Source organism: Pontibacillus sp. HN14 (assembly GCF_021129245.1).
GTDB lineage: Bacteria > Bacillota > Bacilli > Bacillales > BH030062 > Pontibacillus.
In genome coordinates this window covers 151,887-166,903 of the sequence record NZ_JAJOLR010000005.1, presented here as the reverse complement: position 1 = coordinate 166,903, position 15,017 = coordinate 151,887, and the positions used below count along the sequence as shown (strand labels likewise).

Here is a 15,017-nt window from a genome sequence, read left to right as displayed (position 1 = left end):
AGTATTAAAAAGGAAACGAATAATGAGAGGTCAGCAATCTTATGGTTGCTGATCTTTTTTAATGTTTAAAGTTTGACTAAAATACTTAACGGGGGTATAGTAATATATAAATTAAGCAAAATAAGGAAGTGAACCGATGGATCACTCTATGTTACCTGAAGATAGCGGGAAACAACCTGTAACCCCCCGTACTGATGAAGAAAAACAAAAAGTACTAAATCGTTTGAAACGAATTGAGGGGCAAGTTCGTGGAATTCAAAAAATGATCGAAGAAGATCGGTATTGTGTCGATGTTCTCGTACAAATATCAGCGATTAACGCTGCACTCAAGAAAGTTGGCTTTTCTTTAATGGAGAGACACACAAACCACTGTGTAGCGGATGCCATTCATAAAGGAAATGGTGATGAAGCCATTCAAGAACTCATTAAAGTAATGGAGCAGTTCTCGAAGTCCTAAGGAGGGTCTTCTATGAGTAGTGAAGAAAAACAAATGAATGTAGGTATTACAGGTATGACCTGTGCAGCCTGCTCTACGCGCATAGAAAAGGTATTAAATAAAATGGACGGCGTCGAGGCAAGGGTAAATCTTGCTATGGAAACCGCTCAAATTGAGTACAATCCAGATGAAGTTAACACCTCAGATATTACTGCCCGAATTGAAAAGCTAGGTTACGGTGTCCAGATGGAAAAAGTAGAATTAGATATTTACGGTATGACGTGTGCAGCTTGTTCATCACGTATTGAGAAAGTACTCAATAAAATGAATGGGATTCAAACGGCGACAGTGAATCTGGCTAATGAAACGGGCGTTGTGGAATATCAATCAGGAGTGCAAGACCTAAGTTCAATTATAGCTAAGATCCAAAAGCTTGGTTATGATGCAGAGCCTCGTGTAGATGCTGATGAAAAGTCATCTCAGAAAGAACAAGAGTTGAAGATGAAAAGAGTGAAACTTCTTATATCGGCTCTCTTATCTCTTCCTCTTCTCTATACGATGTTTGAGCATTTATTCGGCTTACCTGTCCCATCCTTACTCATGAATCCGTGGGTGCAGTTTGCACTAGCAACTCCGGTTCAGTTTATTATCGGATGGCAGTTTTATGAAGGGGCTTATAAGAACCTGAAGAATAAGACGGCAAATATGGATGTGCTCGTTGCCCTTGGAACAAGCGCTGCTTATTTTTATAGTTTATCAGAAGCGATTCAGGCAACGATCGGGGCAACAAATACCCCTCACTTGTATTTTGAAACAAGCGCCGTCCTTATAACGCTCATCCTTTTAGGTAAATACTTTGAAGCCATCGCTAAAGGACGTACGACGCAAGCTATTTCATCTCTCCTCAATCTACAAGCGAAAGAGGCTACGGTCATTCGGAACGGAGAAGAAATGAAGCTTCCGATTGAACAAGTCGTTGTAGGAGATCACATACGGGTACGTCCAGGTGAGAAGGTTCCTGTAGATGGAACCGTGATAGAGGGCCAAACGTCAATAGATGAATCAATGATTACGGGGGAATCCATACCTGTTGAAAAAGGGACTGGAGAAGCCGTCATTGGTTCTACCATAAATAAGAACGGAACCATTACACTAGAGGCAACGAAAGTTGGGAAAGATACAGCTCTGGCTGGAATCATTAAAGTAGTGGAAGAGGCTCAAGGCTCAAAAGCTCCCATTCAACGCATGGCTGATGTGATTTCAAGTTATTTCGTTCCGATTGTGGTAGGGATAGCCCTTGTGACTTTTATCGTCTGGATAGCCATAGTGGATCCTGGTAATTTGCCAGCAGCTCTTGAGGCATCTATAGCTGTCCTAGTAATTGCTTGCCCTTGTGCGCTTGGATTGGCTACACCAACTTCCATTATGGTTGGAACGGGGAAAGCAGCTGAACAGGGAATCTTATTTAAAGGCGGGGAGCACTTAGAATCCACTCACCACGTCCAGACAATTGTATTCGATAAAACGGGCACCATAACAAATGGTAAGCCTGTGGTTACAGATTTCGATGGAAATAAAGATGCATTACGATTAGTAGCAGCTGCTGAGAATAGTTCAGAGCACCCGTTAGCTCAAGCCATTGTTCAATATGTGAAAGATAAAGGCGTTCATATTCCAAAAGCAGAATCCTTTGAGGCCATTCCAGGACATGGTATAAAAGCTGTAGTGGAAGGCAAACGTGTATTAATTGGAACAAGGAAGTTATTTGAGGAAGAAAATGTGGAATATAGCTCATACAAGGAGAAAATGGTTGAGCTTGAACATGACGGAAAGACAGCCATGCTCCTGAGTGTGGATGGGAAGTCAAGTGGGATTATTGCCGTAGCTGATACAGTGAAGGATTCAGCGGCTCGAGCTTTAGCTGAGTTAAAAGAGCAAGGGATCGAACTTGTTATGTTAACAGGTGATAACGAAAGAACCGCTCAAGCGATCGCCTCACAGGTAGGAATTGATCGCGTAATTGCCGAAGTTGTTCCAGAGCGAAAGGCAGAAGAAGTGCGTAAGCTTCAGGAGAGCGGTAAATCTGTAGCGATGGTCGGGGATGGTATTAATGATGCACCAGCTCTTGTGGTAGCCGATATAGGGATTGCAATCGGAACAGGGACTGATGTAGCGATTGAAGCTGCCGATGTAACGATCCTTGGAGGAGAACTTTCTCTTATACCAAAGGCCATTCGTATTAGTCATCAAACGATGAAGAATATAAAACAGAATCTTTTCTGGGCTTTAGCTTATAATACTGCCGGAATTCCTGTAGCAGCCTTAGGGTTATTAGCTCCATGGATCGCAGGTGCTGCGATGGCATTTAGTTCAGTGAGTGTTGTTTCTAACTCCCTTCGATTGAAGAGAGTTAAAATATAAATATATTTTAGGAAGGATGAGTAGCATGCAAATTACATTAGCCGTTCATGGCATGACTTGTGGCCATTGCGAAAAAGCAGTTAAGGGAGCCGTTGAGGAACTTAACGGGATCCAAGGTGTAGAGGTTCATTTAGATACAAACAAAGTAGACGTTACGTACGATGATGTTTATGTATCAAAAGAACAAATCGAATCAGCAATTGAAGAACAAGGGTACGACGTTGTTTCGTAAGGTTACTATAAAATGAATACTCTTAAAGAGTAATGAAGCGGAATCGTTGATGATTCCGCTTTTTTTATTGGACCGCTTAATTACAACTGATTATAAGAGTATTTTTTTAATAATTAATATAATTTATTGTTGTAATGAGGTTTCTTATTGGATGGGGGTGGGAATAAGGAAAGTAGAATAGGGAGACCCCCGTACAAAAGGAGAGGATACATAGTGAGTGAGAAGAGAAAGACACTGACGACTGAAGGTGGCGTTCCTGTAGGCGATAATCAGAATTCAATGACAGCAGGTTACCGTGGTCCTACCATTATTCAAGATGTTCACTTATTTGAGAAGCTTGCCCATTTTAACCGTGAGCGTATTCCTGAGCGCGTTGTGCATGCGAATGGTGCAGGTGCATTTGGTTATTTTGAAGTAACAAATGATCTTTCTAAGTATACAAAAGCAGATTTCTTATCTGAAGTAGGCAAGAGAACTGACATGCTTGCGCGCTTCTCTACAGTAGGTGGAGAGAAAGGGTCTGCTGATACAGCACGTGACCCGCGTGGTTTTTCTCTTAAGTTTTATACAGAAGAGGGGAACTACGATCTTGTTGGGAACAATACACCGGTCTTCTTTATCCGTGACGCGATTAAATTCCCAGATTTCATTCATACTCAAAAACGTGATCCTCAAACGAACTTGAAAGACCCTGATATGGCTTGGGATTTCTGGTCTCTATCACCAGAATCTCTACACCAGGTTACCATTCTTTATTCCGATCGCGGTGTACCTGCGACGTTCCGTCATATGCATGGGTATGGAAGCCATACGTTTAAATGGACGAATGCAGAAGGCGAATCTGTTTGGGTGAAGTACCACATTCGTACAGACCAAGGATATAAAACGTTAGATGAAGACACTGCTGTCAAAATTGCAGGTGAAAACCCTGATTACAAAACAGAGGATCTATTTACTTCGATTGAAAAAGAAGATTATCCTTCATGGACGATGTATGTACAAATTATGCCTCTAGAAGATGCAGATACGTATGGAATTGATCCATTTGATGTGACCAAAGTGTGGCCTCACGATGACTATCCATTAATCGAAGTAGGGAAAATGGTTCTGAATCGTAATCCGAAGAACTACTTTACAGACATTGAACAAGCTGCATTCAGCCCTGGTAACTTTGTTCCAGGAATCGACGTGTCACCGGATAAAATGCTTCAAGGCCGTATATTTGCTTATGCTGATGCCCATCGCTATCGTTTAGGGGCGAATTATGAAACATTGCCTGTAAACCGACCAAAAGTTGAAGTGAATAACTATCAACGTGACGGAGCCATGCGCTTTGATGATAATGGCGGAGGTTCTAAAAACTATGAGCCAAATAGTTACGATGGACCTGTGGAAGACCCGAGTGTGAAGCAGGCTACTTATCCTGTTTCAGGCCTAGCGGATAGCACTCCATATGATCATGCCGACCATTATACTCAACCAGGTAACTTATATCGCCTGATGAGTGAAGATGAGAAACAACGCCTTGTTTCTAATATTGTTGGTTCCATGAAAGAAGTGCGTAAAGAAGAAATCCAGCTACGCCAAATTAAACATTTTTATAAGGCTGATCCTGATTATGGTGAACGTGTTGCCAATGCTTTAGGATTAAAAGTACCTGAAGAAGTAAAATAAATGGCTCTTACCTAAAAAGGTGCCCCTACGGGGCACCTTTTTTTATGCGTTTGCGTAATGTTGCATGACTTTAGGCACATAGGCCTTTGTTTCTTCAAAAGGAGGAATGCCGCCATACCGATCCACATTCCCAGGCCCCGCGTTATAAGCTGCGAGTGCTAGTTCCGTATCCTCGTCGTAACGATCAAGCATTTGTCGAAGATACTTGGCCCCACCTTGGATGTTCTGCTGTGGGTCAAAAGCATTTTGAATGCCCAATCCTTTCGCTGTCGAAGGCATAAGTTGCATTAACCCTTGTGCCCCGGCCTGACTCTGTGCAGTTGGGTTATAGTTAGATTCTTGTTTAATAACGGCATGAAGTAGCTTTGGATCTAGATTATATTGCTTTGATGCCTCATCAATATAAGATTGATAGTTTTCCGAGCTCCCTTTAATAGGGAGAGAGCTATAGGGTGCGGAAGCCATGGGAGGAGGCCCGCTCACTTTTTCAGTTGAAGGCATTATAGCCGAAGACTTAGACATCTCACTCTCGAGTAATTGAGTAAATAGTGATGAAGTCGAAAAAGTAGAGGAGGACCCACTACCTAGCGTCCGGATGGCTTGCAACTGGGCGAATTGTTGCCACATTTTTATGTTCAAAGAACCACCTCTTGCATGTATATTGGTATCTCTATTATAAAGGATTTTTAGAAGTATGTGGAAAATAATTTGAGGTTGAATGAAAATAGAGCTATCCCAAAGATTACGGTCATTTGAGATAGCCCTGTGGCTCCAAACTAGGAGGGGGCGTTCGACGTTGGCACAGGAAGTGGCGGTATTAGTTGAACTTCCACTTGGTCTATGGCCTGCCTGCGCTTTTCTGGTGTCCAGCTCCAGCTCCTAGCCCCTAGCGTCATAAGCAAGCTGACTGCAGTCCGCTGCGCGAACTTTCGTCAGCTTGCTTATGCGTACGGGGCTAAACAGTCGCCTGCGCTTTTCTAGTTATAAGGCAATTGATTCGTATATCCACTAAATTGTTGATAGGTTTGTTGCATTTTTTGTTGGTCGGCGGCTTCGATGCTGTACCAGCCGTTTTTGAACATGAGGTTGTATAGGTTTCTTTGGCAGTCTTGGGATTCGTTGAAGATGGTTGAGACGTCTTGGTAAAGGTGGTCGCAACTTGCTTCGTTCATGGCTGTGCAGTAAGAATCCGTCATGTATTTTTCTGTTGCTAACATATCGTTGATAAAGTCACGTTCATTCATTTGAGCATTTTTTGGAACAGATGTTTCAGGGTTTTGTACTTTTTGGCTTGGTTGTTGGTTCATGACTTTGGTCCTCCTTTCTAGTTTAAAGGCTGGTTGTTTTGGGTTGGGGCTGGGTTTTCGTTTAGGTGCTTCAAAAGCGTTTCATAGTGACGTTGGTGCATTTGTCCAGCTTGGTCCAGCGCTGCTTTTAGTTCAGGATTTTGGCAGAATCCTGCGAAAAAGTGAGCTTTCTTAGAAGCCATCAGGTTCCATGAAAGCATGTCAGAAATATAAAGTTGATCCTTGGTGCTCACCATTGTTGGCGGTTGAGGCATAATGTTCATTTGATTTTGTGCGTTGGTTTGGTTTTGTTGCATAAGTGGTACCTCCTTACATAAGACATATTTTTCAAACTTAGATTTCCACAGTTTTAAAGTCTTATCCATGAATTCTGGGATATCTATAGATGCACATGTCAGAATTGGGCGAAAATTATACACGATTTAAATTTTGAATGGTAAAATAGAAGTAGGCATAAAGTGTAACGACTTCATGAGTTTGAATAGGTAGGAGGTCATCATGTGGAACAGGTATTGCGTAATTTCTTTTTGTTCCTTTCTAAAAATAAAGCATTTACGAAAATGGCTAGAAAATACGGTCTCAGATTCGGAGCAGCTCGTTTCGTAGCCGGGGAGACGATGAGTAATACGGCAAAAGTAATTCAAGAGTTAAACGCTAAAGGGATGGACGTTACCATCGATCATCTTGGAGAATTTGTAGACAACGAGGCAGAAGCCAAGCAGCGAACGGAGGAATGTATTGAAGCTATTCGAGTCATTTCAGAGCAACAATTGCATTCTCAGCTGTCTTTGAAAATGACTTCAATGGGGCTCGATGTGTCTGAAGAATTAGTGCTTAAAAATATGCGCAGGATCCTGGATGCGGGTAAGGAATACAATGTTTTTGTCACAATTGACATGGAGGATTACGAACGGTGTGGGAAGACGCTTGAAATCTTTAAACAATTAAAATCCGAGTATGATGGAATCGGTACTGTTCTGCAAGCTTATTTGTATAGAACGGTTGAGGATATCGAAGAATTGAATGCTTATAATCCGAATTTGCGATTAGTAAAGGGAGCTTATAAGGAATCCCCGAAAGTTGCTTTTCCTGCGAAGCAAGATGTGGATCTTAACTTTAAGAAGATTATTAAGATGCATATGTTAAACGGAAATTATACGGCAGTGGCTACACATGATGATCAAATGATTGAATACACGAAACATATTGAAAAAGAATACAATATCCCAAGAGACCAGTTCGAGTTCCAAATGTTGTATGGAATCCGTACGGAGAGACAGGAAGAGCTTGTAGCTGAAGGGTATCGAATGAGAGTCTATGTCCCTTATGGAGACGATTGGTATGGTTATTTCATGAGACGCTTAGCAGAGAGGCCTGCTAACGTTGCCTTTGTCGTAAAAGGTGTCATTGGGAAATAACTTAAGAAAGGACCGGTTTTGAAAGACCGGTCCAAAGCTTTGTAAAAGAATAGAAAATTGTCTGCAAAAAGGATTGCGAAATGTCTGAAAATAATTTATAGTAAAAGTAGAATTAGATCGAATGAGGATCTATTTATTTTTTCGCCGTAAAATGAATGAGTATTCATTCAAATGATAGGGGGAGCTGAAATGAATCGAACAATCAGGCGTGCAGCTGTATTAGGCTCGGGTGTAATGGGAGCTGGTATTGCTGCTCACTTGGCAAACGTAGGAATATCAACCATTATGCTCGATATTGTACCTCGGGAGCTGACAGCGAAAGAGGCGAATGCAGGGCTTACATTAGAAGATCGACAAGTACGAAATCGAATCAGTCAAGCTGGCAAACAAGGACTATTAAAGCAAAAGCCATCTCCTTTAACGAGTAAAAACAATTTAGATCTTATAGAGGTGGGGAACCTTGAGGATGATCTAGAACGTTTAGGTGAAGTTGACTGGATTATTGAAGTTGTAGTTGAGAATTTAGAAGTGAAACAAAAGGTATTTGCTTCTGTTGACGAGTACCGTAAACAAGGAGCAATTGTAAGTTCAAATACATCAGGGATATCTGTTGAGGCTATGGCTGAAGGTCGTTCAGAAGATTTCCAGAAACATTTCCTCGGCACTCATTTCTTTAACCCGCCTCGTTACTTGAAACTATTAGAGGTCATTCCTACCAAGAATACGGATTCAGATGTGCTTCAATTCATGAAGTCATTTGGTGAAGATGTATTAGGGAAAGGTGTGGTTGAAGCAAAAGATACGCCTAACTTTATTGCAAACCGAATCGGCACATATGGACTGCTTGTTACAGTAAGAGAAATGATGAGCGGTGGATATAGTGTAGGGGAAGTGGATTCTGTTACCGGACCGATGATCGGCCGTCCAAAAAGCGCTACGTTCCGCACGCTTGATGTGGTTGGCCTTGATACTTTCCTTCATGTCGCAAAGAACGTGTACGACAAAGTAGAAGGTGAAGAAAAGGATGTATTTGATCCTCCTGCCTTTATGAAAACAATGCAAGAAAAAGGGTGGATCGGAGCGAAAGCAGGCCAAGGATTTTTCGTGAAGAAAAAAGGGGAAAAAGGTAGCGTTATTTATGAATTAAACCCTGAAACCCTAGAATATGAAGATCGCAAGAAATTAAAGACAAAAGCAACTGAAATGGTAAAGCAAGAGAAAGGCCCTAAACGAAAGTTGAAAGCACTTGTTTCAGCCAAAGGTGATCGTGCAGGAGACTTGGTATGGAACGTTGTGAAGCCTGTTTTAATTTACTCTGCTCAACTGGCTGGTGAAATTGCTGATGACCTCCCTAGTATTGATGATGCCATGAAGTGGGGATTCGGCTGGGAACTAGGCCCATTTGAAATGTGGGATGCCATTGGTGTTGAGAAGTCCGTGGCTCGCATGAAAGAAGAAGGAGAAGAAGTTCCTCAATGGGTGGAAGAGATGCTCGCTAAAGGCATTTCATCATTCTATAAGAAAGAAAATGGAAACGTTTACTTTTACCATAATGGGGAGTACAAACAACAATCCTTTAATGATAAAGAAATTCACCTGAAACGTCATAAAGAAGTTCATGGCGTCATTAAGAGCAATAAAGGAGCTAGTTTAATTGATATTGGAGATGATGTTGCTTTACTTGAGTTCCACTCCCAGAGTAACGCAATTGGTTTAGATATTATCCAAATGATTAACTATGCTGTAGAAGAAGTGGGTCGAAATTATAAAGGTCTTGTGATTGGAAACCAGGCAAAGAATTTCTGCGTTGGTGCTAATCTAGGCATGATTTTAATGGAGGCACAGGATTATAACTTCATTGAAATTGAAATGGTTGTGAAGCAATTCCAGCAGGCTATGATGAATATTAAGTATTCAGACAAACCTGTTGTTGCTGCGCCATTTGGCATGACACTTGGTGGAGGAACAGAGGTTACGTTACCAGCAAGTGCCGTTCAAGCATCACAAGAAACCTATATGGGGCTTGTTGAACCAGGAGTTGGTCTCATACCTGGTGGTGGTGGAAACAAAGAACTTTACATTAAGCATTTGCGAGGCATCCCGAAATCAGTTGATTTTGACTTGCAAAAAGTCGCAAACGAAGTGTTCGAAAAGATCGCTACTGCCAAAGTCTCTACATCGGGAGAAGAGGCAAAAGATCTTGGTTTCTTAGATCAACGAGATGCCATTAGCGTGAATGGAGATCACCTAATCCATGATGCAAAACAAAAGGTTCTAGGTCTTGCCAAGGCAGGCTATAAAGCACCGAAACGTGAGAAAATCCCTGTAGTGGGCGAGGCAGGTTATGCAACGATGCTACTTGGAGCTAAAACGATGGGCTTTGGTGGATACGCCTCAGAACACGATATCAAAATTGCTCAAAAGCTCGCTTATGTGTTGGCTGGAGGCCAAGTCGCTCAAGGGACGCTTGTTGATGAACAGTACTTATTAGATTTGGAAAGAGAAGCATTCTTAAGTTTAGTTGGGGAACCGAAATCTCAGCAACGAATGCAACAAATGTTAGTTAAAGGAAAACCACTACGCAACTAAACAGATAGGGGGAAGTATTGTGAAGGAAGCTGTAATCGTTGCAGGTGCCAGGACGCCTGTTGGAAAAGCTAAAAAAGGAACGCTTGCAAATACGCGTCCAGATGATCTTGCCGCTCTGACCATTCAAGAGACATTAAGGCGGGCAGAAGGGTATGACGGTAATATCGATGACGTTATTATCGGCTGTGCCATACCGGAAGCGGAGCAGGGCACAAATATGGCCCGAAATATTGCCGGATTAGCAGGTTTACCGAATGATGTACCTGGTATAACCATTAATCGTTACTGCTCAAGCGGACTTCAAAGCATAGCTTATGCATCTGAACGTATTATGTTAGGACATAGCGATTCAATCATTGCTGGTGGTGCAGAGTCTATGAGTCTAGTACCTGTCCCTGGGCATGTGGTAAAGCCTAACGTAAAACTTGTTGAGAATGCGCCAGGTTACTACATGGGCATGGGATACACGGCAGAAGAAGTTGCGAAGCGCTTTGGTATAACACGAGAAGAGCAGGATGCATTTGCGGTGAGGAGTCATGAACGGGCTGCTCGTGCCATTAAAGAAGGAAAATTTGAAGACGAAATTGTACCAGTCGATGTTATGCACCGCTTTGTAGGGGCTGATAACAAACAGCACGAAAAGCAATTAACGTTTAGTGTGGATGAAGGCGTCAGAAGCGGCACGAATATGGAAGCACTCGCTAAACTGCGACCTGCCTTTTCAGTAGGTGGTTCCGTAACAGCGGGGAACTCGTCTCAAATGAGTGATGGAGCAGCATCTGTATTAGTCATGGAAAGAGGAAAAGCAGAAGCAGAAGGCTTAACACCTCTTGTTAAATTCCGTTCATTCGCCGTTGCTGGTGTAGAACCAGAAATTATGGGTGTAGGGCCTGTGAAAGCCATTCCAAAAGCGTTAAAGCTTGCTGGTTTGAGCCAATCAGATATTGGACTATTTGAGTTAAACGAAGCATTCGCATCACAGTCTATACAAGTCATTCGTGAACTTGGACTTGATGAAGAAAAAGTAAATGTTAACGGTGGAGCCATTGCTTTAGGTCATCCACTTGGGTGTTCAGGTACTAAACTGACTTTAAGCTTGATTCATGAAATGAAGCGTCGAAATGAACAGTTTGGTGTTGTCACAATGTGTATCGGTGGCGGAATGGGTGCTGCCGGAGTCTTTGAACTTATATAAGGGGGAAACCATAATGAGTGAAACAAAGGAAAGAGTATTTAAAGGTGGAAGCTTTTTAGTTGAAGATTTACAGGCAGAAGATATTATTACGCCAGAAGACTTTACAGATGAGCATAAAATGATTGCTAAGACTGCAGAGGATTTTGTTTTAGGTGAAGTGGTTCCAAAGATTGAGAACCTTGAAAATCATGAATTTGAGCATTCTGTTGCCTTACTTAAGAAAGCGGGAGAACTAGGCTTACTAGGAGTAGATGTACCAGAAGAATATGGTGGTCTTAACCTTGATAAGATTAGTTCATCTCTTATTACTGAGAAATTCTCAAGAGCTGGTGGCTTCTCCGTTACACACGGTGCTCACGTAGGTATTGGTTCACTTCCGATCGTATTCTTTGGTAATGAAGAACAAAAGAAAAAGTACCTTCCTCTCCTTGCTACAGGTGAAAAAATTGCTGCCTACGCTCTAACTGAACCAGGCTCTGGATCGGATGCATTAGGAGCGAAAACGACAGCTAAATTAAATGAAGCGGGTACGCACTATGTGTTAAATGGAGAGAAACAGTGGATTACAAACTCAGCGTTCGCTGATGTATTCGTTGTTTACGCGAAAATCGATGGAGATAAATTCACAGCCTTTATCGTAGAACGAGACTATGGTGGCGTTTCTACAGGACCTGAAGAGAAGAAAATGGGGATTAAGAGTTCCAGTACTCGTACCCTGATCTTAGAAGATGCAGAAGTTCCAGTCGAAAATGTTTTAGGCGAAATTGGTCGAGGTCATGTGATTGCCTTTAACATTCTAAATGTTGGGCGTTATAAGCTAGCTATTGGTGGTGTTGGTAGTTCAAAACGCGCTCTTGAACTTGCCGTTAAATACGCGAATGAAAGAAAGCAGTTCAAAACGCCAATCTCTAGCTTCCCGCTTACACAGGAAAAGCTAGGCACCATGGCTGCTAATACGTATGCAAACGAAAGTGCGGTTTATCGAACTGTAGGTCTCTTTGAACAGCGAATGGGTAAACTAACTGATGAGCAATTGAAGGACGGAAAAGCAATCGCTGAAGCGATTGCTGAGTATGCAATTGAGTGTTCGTTAACGAAGGTATTTGGTACTGAACTGCTGGATTACGTTACGGATGAAGCGGTTCAAATCCATGGCGGATATGGATTTATGGCTGAATATGAGGTTGAGAGAATGTATCGTGACTCTCGAATTAACCGAATTTTCGAGGGTACAAATGAAATCAACCGCATGATCGTTCCAGGTACACTATTGAAGAAAGCTATGAAAGGTGAACTACCTCTTCTTCAAAAAGCTCAAACGTTACAAGAAGAGCTTATGATGATGATGCCAGAAGAGCCAGGTACAGAAACATTAGAACAAGAGAAATACTTGTTAAAGAACGCTAAGAAAATAGGCCTCTTAGCAGCAGGATTAGCAGCTCAGAAATTCGGTGAGAAACTTGAGCAAGAACAAGAACTTCTTGTTAACATCGCAGATATTGTAGGGGAGATCTACAATATGGAATCAGCAATCTTACGTACAGAGAAAGCTATTCAATCAAGCGGTGAAGAGAAAAACATGCAAAAGTTAGCTATGACTCAAGTTTATACACAAGAATCATTCAATCGCATTGAAGCACATGCGAAAGAAACGCTAATTGCAAGCGAAGAAGGAGATTCCCTGCGCATGATGCTATCAGCCCTTCGCAAACTAACGCGTCACACACCAACAAACGTTATCAAGAAAAAACGTGAAGTTGCAGCTAAAGTAATTCAAGAAGAGAAATACGTCCTATAATTGACCAACCCAAAACCCTCCCATTTGTTTGATCAAATGGGAGGGTTTGTTTTTCATATAAGCTTACTTAGCATAGGACTTGAAGCTGTGCTTTGTTAATTTGGATGAGGTCATAGCCTCTTAGCAATGGAATATGTCAATTGTGCATGTTTTTGTTAATCCCTATTTGGCAGAAGTGGTTCGGAAAATTGCGAGACTCCTGCGGCATGAGGAAGCTGTCTTGTCCGTACGGTCCTAGGCGCCACGCTTGCACATAATTTTACCCTATGGATTTGTTGTCTAATAATTAGGAAGCTACGGTAAAATATGATAAAATAATGGCACATATTATAAAAAAGGAGGTCCTTCTATGGCGTTAACGGTTTACTGGTACCCACAATGTGGTACGTGTAAAAAAGCGAAGAAATGGTTGGATGACCAAAACATCTCTTACGAAACGATACATATAGTTGAACATCCACCATCTGAAGATCAGCTAAAAACGTTAATTGAACAAAGTGGCTTACCAGCAAAGAAGTTTTTCAATACGAGTGGCAAGAAATATCGTGAACTCGGCATGAAGGACAAACTTCAAGATGCGACTGAAGCCGATATGAGATCTTGGCTAGCATATGATGGTATGTTGATCAAGCGGCCCATAGTTACAGATGGAAATCAAGTAACAGTTGGGTTTAAAGAAGAAACGTTTGAAAATACTTGGAAGTCTTGATGAAGTAAAACATCTGGCTCTTTGAGCCATGTTTAATACATTTAAAATGTAAAAGTAAAATGGAGGGTTATGAATGAGCGTACCAAAAGAGTTGTATTATTCAGAAGAACACGAATGGGTGAAAGTAGAAGGAGACAAAGTACGTATTGGTATTACAGACCATGCACAATCAGAACTAGGTGATATCGTATTCGTTGAACTACCTGAAGTAGGAGATACAATTGAAGCAGATGAACCTTTTGGTAGCGTTGAATCTGTAAAAACCGTTTCCGAACTTTATGCGCCGATCTCTGGTAAAGTTGTAGGCATCAATGGTGAGCTTGACGATAGTCCTGAGTTTGTAAACGAAGCGCCATATGATAAAGCTTGGATGGTTATTGTAGAACCATCTGACCAGTCGCAAATTGAGAAATTAATGTCAGCTGATAAATATCAAGAAATGATTGCTGAAGACTAATATTGGCATCATACTATCCTCAATCGTAGGACACCTTAAGCACAAGGGGTGAACTAAGATGGAGAATAATCGTCAGTCTTCCGCACCACGAACTCGGTCTGCAACAGTACCGGGAGCGAAGGTTACGAACACCACTAAGCACAAGCAACAGAAGCAATCGTGGAGAGGGACAAGTGATCCTTCTCGCGTTGATAAGTATGTAGATTGTGATGAAGAAAACGGTTGGTGTTAAGGGAAATGGCAGTGGGGCTCCACTGCCATTTCTTTATCTATATGTTCATCATCAGGAATTTTATTTATATCAATAGCGGCCTATTTTTTATTATTTTTGCGGTGAAGTGAGAATTTATAATCCAAATCACATATAGTAATAAGAAACACTTACGTTGGAAAAAAGACAGGTGGTTGCGATGAACGAAATCAGTGCACTTGAAAAAGTGATTATCGTAGAGGGCAAAACTGATAAACAGCAGATTCAAAAAGTAATTAATGAAGATGTTGAGATTATATGCACAAATGGAACATTAGGGGTAGAGCGGCTAGAACAGCTTATTTTGGACTATGACCTGGATCATAAAGACGTCTTTATACTAGTTGATGAAGACCATTCAGGTCACAAGTTACGAAAGCAACTCTCTTTCGAACTTCCTCATGCTGAGCATATTTATATAGATCGTTCATTTAGAGAAGTGGCTGCTACTCCAGAAGCAGAGTTAGCTTCAGCTTTAGTAAGCAGAAGTATATCGGTTGATCCTATTTTTTTAACATAGTTAGGTGGTTT

General features: G+C 41.6%; 15 protein-coding genes. 12 read left to right on the top strand and 3 right to left on the bottom strand.

Annotated elements, in window-relative coordinates; translation table 11 throughout:
• Positions 1 to 136 precede the first annotated feature (136 nt).
• From LQ226_RS15775 to LQ226_RS15760, 4 genes are all read left to right on the top strand, one after another.
• The gene (locus LQ226_RS15775; RefSeq protein ID WP_231418920.1) at positions 137 to 457 is read left to right on the top strand and encodes a metal-sensing transcriptional repressor; all 321 of its coding nucleotides are present in this window, start codon (positions 137 to 139) and stop codon (positions 455 to 457) included.
• Between the two features lie 12 nt (positions 458 to 469).
• Positions 470 to 2,857 (top strand): heavy metal translocating P-type ATPase, encoded by a 2,388-nt coding sequence (locus LQ226_RS15770; protein ID WP_231418919.1) that lies wholly within the window; start codon positions 470 to 472, stop codon positions 2,855 to 2,857.
• A gap of 25 nt (positions 2,858 to 2,882) precedes the next feature.
• Positions 2,883 to 3,089, top strand: a complete 207-nt coding sequence (gene copZ, locus LQ226_RS15765) for a copper chaperone CopZ (protein ID WP_036782491.1) — start codon at positions 2,883 to 2,885, stop codon at positions 3,087 to 3,089.
• 234 nt (positions 3,090 to 3,323) lie between these two features.
• Positions 3,324 to 4,763: a catalase gene (locus tag LQ226_RS15760; RefSeq protein WP_255688753.1), complete on the top strand. Its 1,440-nt coding sequence runs from the start codon at positions 3,324 to 3,326 to the stop codon at positions 4,761 to 4,763.
• 42 nt (positions 4,764 to 4,805) lie between these two features.
• On the opposite strand, the gene LQ226_RS15755 is transcribed toward LQ226_RS15760, so the two are convergent.
• From LQ226_RS15755 to LQ226_RS15745, 3 genes are all read right to left on the bottom strand, one after another.
• Positions 4,806 to 5,402, bottom strand: coding sequence for a lytic transglycosylase domain-containing protein (locus LQ226_RS15755; protein ID WP_231418918.1), 597 nt, complete (start codon positions 5,400 to 5,402; stop codon positions 4,806 to 4,808).
• A 338-nt stretch (positions 5,403 to 5,740) separates the two neighbouring features.
• Positions 5,741 to 6,070: a spore coat protein gene (locus LQ226_RS15750; protein WP_231418917.1), complete on the bottom strand. Its 330-nt coding sequence runs from the start codon at positions 6,068 to 6,070 to the stop codon at positions 5,741 to 5,743.
• Between the two features lie 17 nt (positions 6,071 to 6,087).
• Positions 6,088 to 6,366, bottom strand: a complete 279-nt coding sequence (locus tag LQ226_RS15745; RefSeq protein WP_231418916.1) for a hypothetical protein — start codon at positions 6,364 to 6,366, stop codon at positions 6,088 to 6,090.
• Positions 6,367 to 6,570: 204 nt separating this feature from the next.
• Here LQ226_RS15745 and LQ226_RS15740 point away from each other — a divergent pair, with 204 nt between their 5' ends.
• From LQ226_RS15740 to LQ226_RS15705, 8 genes are all read left to right on the top strand, one after another.
• Positions 6,571 to 7,488, top strand: a complete 918-nt coding sequence (locus LQ226_RS15740) for a proline dehydrogenase (RefSeq protein WP_284526575.1) — start codon at positions 6,571 to 6,573, stop codon at positions 7,486 to 7,488.
• A 189-nt stretch (positions 7,489 to 7,677) separates the two neighbouring features.
• On the top strand, positions 7,678 to 10,077 hold the full coding sequence (locus tag LQ226_RS15735) for a 3-hydroxyacyl-CoA dehydrogenase/enoyl-CoA hydratase family protein (RefSeq protein ID WP_231418915.1): 2,400 nt from the start codon (positions 7,678 to 7,680) through the stop codon (positions 10,075 to 10,077).
• A 19-nt stretch (positions 10,078 to 10,096) separates the two neighbouring features.
• Positions 10,097 to 11,272: an acetyl-CoA C-acetyltransferase gene (locus LQ226_RS15730; protein WP_231418914.1), complete on the top strand. Its 1,176-nt coding sequence runs from the start codon at positions 10,097 to 10,099 to the stop codon at positions 11,270 to 11,272.
• Between the two features lie 13 nt (positions 11,273 to 11,285).
• Positions 11,286 to 13,070 (top strand): acyl-CoA dehydrogenase family protein, encoded by a 1,785-nt coding sequence (locus LQ226_RS15725; protein WP_231418913.1) that lies wholly within the window; start codon positions 11,286 to 11,288, stop codon positions 13,068 to 13,070.
• Positions 13,071 to 13,419: 349 nt separating this feature from the next.
• A complete protein-coding gene (locus LQ226_RS15720; protein WP_231418912.1) occupies positions 13,420 to 13,779 on the top strand; it encodes an arsenate reductase family protein in 360 nt (119 codons plus the stop codon).
• A gap of 73 nt (positions 13,780 to 13,852) precedes the next feature.
• A complete protein-coding gene (gcvH, locus tag LQ226_RS15715; RefSeq protein ID WP_231418911.1) occupies positions 13,853 to 14,236 on the top strand; it encodes a glycine cleavage system protein GcvH in 384 nt (127 codons plus the stop codon).
• 58 nt (positions 14,237 to 14,294) lie between these two features.
• Positions 14,295 to 14,468, top strand: a complete 174-nt coding sequence (locus tag LQ226_RS15710) for a DUF2553 family protein (protein WP_231418910.1) — start codon at positions 14,295 to 14,297, stop codon at positions 14,466 to 14,468.
• 178 nt (positions 14,469 to 14,646) lie between these two features.
• Complete coding sequence (locus LQ226_RS15705; protein ID WP_231418909.1) at positions 14,647 to 15,006, top strand: ribonuclease M5; 360 nt, start codon at positions 14,647 to 14,649, stop codon at positions 15,004 to 15,006.
• Positions 15,007 to 15,017 lie beyond the last annotated feature (11 nt).

What these genes read in the sequence shown, in the direction of transcription:
- LQ226_RS15775 (WP_231418920.1), top strand. Translation starts at nt 137, where the DNA reads ATGGATCACTCTATGTTACCTGAAGATAGCGGGAAACAACCTGTAACC.
- LQ226_RS15770 (WP_231418919.1), top strand. Translation starts at nt 470, where the DNA reads ATGAGTAGTGAAGAAAAACAAATGAATGTAGGTATTACAGGTATGACC.
- copZ (WP_036782491.1), top strand. Translation starts at nt 2,883, where the DNA reads ATGCAAATTACATTAGCCGTTCATGGCATGACTTGTGGCCATTGCGAA.
- LQ226_RS15750 (WP_231418917.1), bottom strand. Translation starts at nt 6,070, where the DNA reads ATGAACCAACAACCAAGCCAAAAAGTACAAAACCCTGAAACATCTGTT.
- LQ226_RS15745 (WP_231418916.1), bottom strand. Translation starts at nt 6,366, where the DNA reads ATGCAACAAAACCAAACCAACGCACAAAATCAAATGAACATTATGCCT.
- LQ226_RS15735 (WP_231418915.1), top strand. Translation starts at nt 7,678, where the DNA reads ATGAATCGAACAATCAGGCGTGCAGCTGTATTAGGCTCGGGTGTAATG.
- LQ226_RS15725 (WP_231418913.1), top strand. Translation starts at nt 11,286, where the DNA reads ATGAGTGAAACAAAGGAAAGAGTATTTAAAGGTGGAAGCTTTTTAGTT.
- LQ226_RS15720 (WP_231418912.1), top strand. Translation starts at nt 13,420, where the DNA reads ATGGCGTTAACGGTTTACTGGTACCCACAATGTGGTACGTGTAAAAAA.
- gcvH (WP_231418911.1), top strand. Translation starts at nt 13,853, where the DNA reads ATGAGCGTACCAAAAGAGTTGTATTATTCAGAAGAACACGAATGGGTG.
- LQ226_RS15710 (WP_231418910.1), top strand. Translation starts at nt 14,295, where the DNA reads ATGGAGAATAATCGTCAGTCTTCCGCACCACGAACTCGGTCTGCAACA.
- LQ226_RS15705 (WP_231418909.1), top strand. Translation starts at nt 14,647, where the DNA reads ATGAACGAAATCAGTGCACTTGAAAAAGTGATTATCGTAGAGGGCAAA.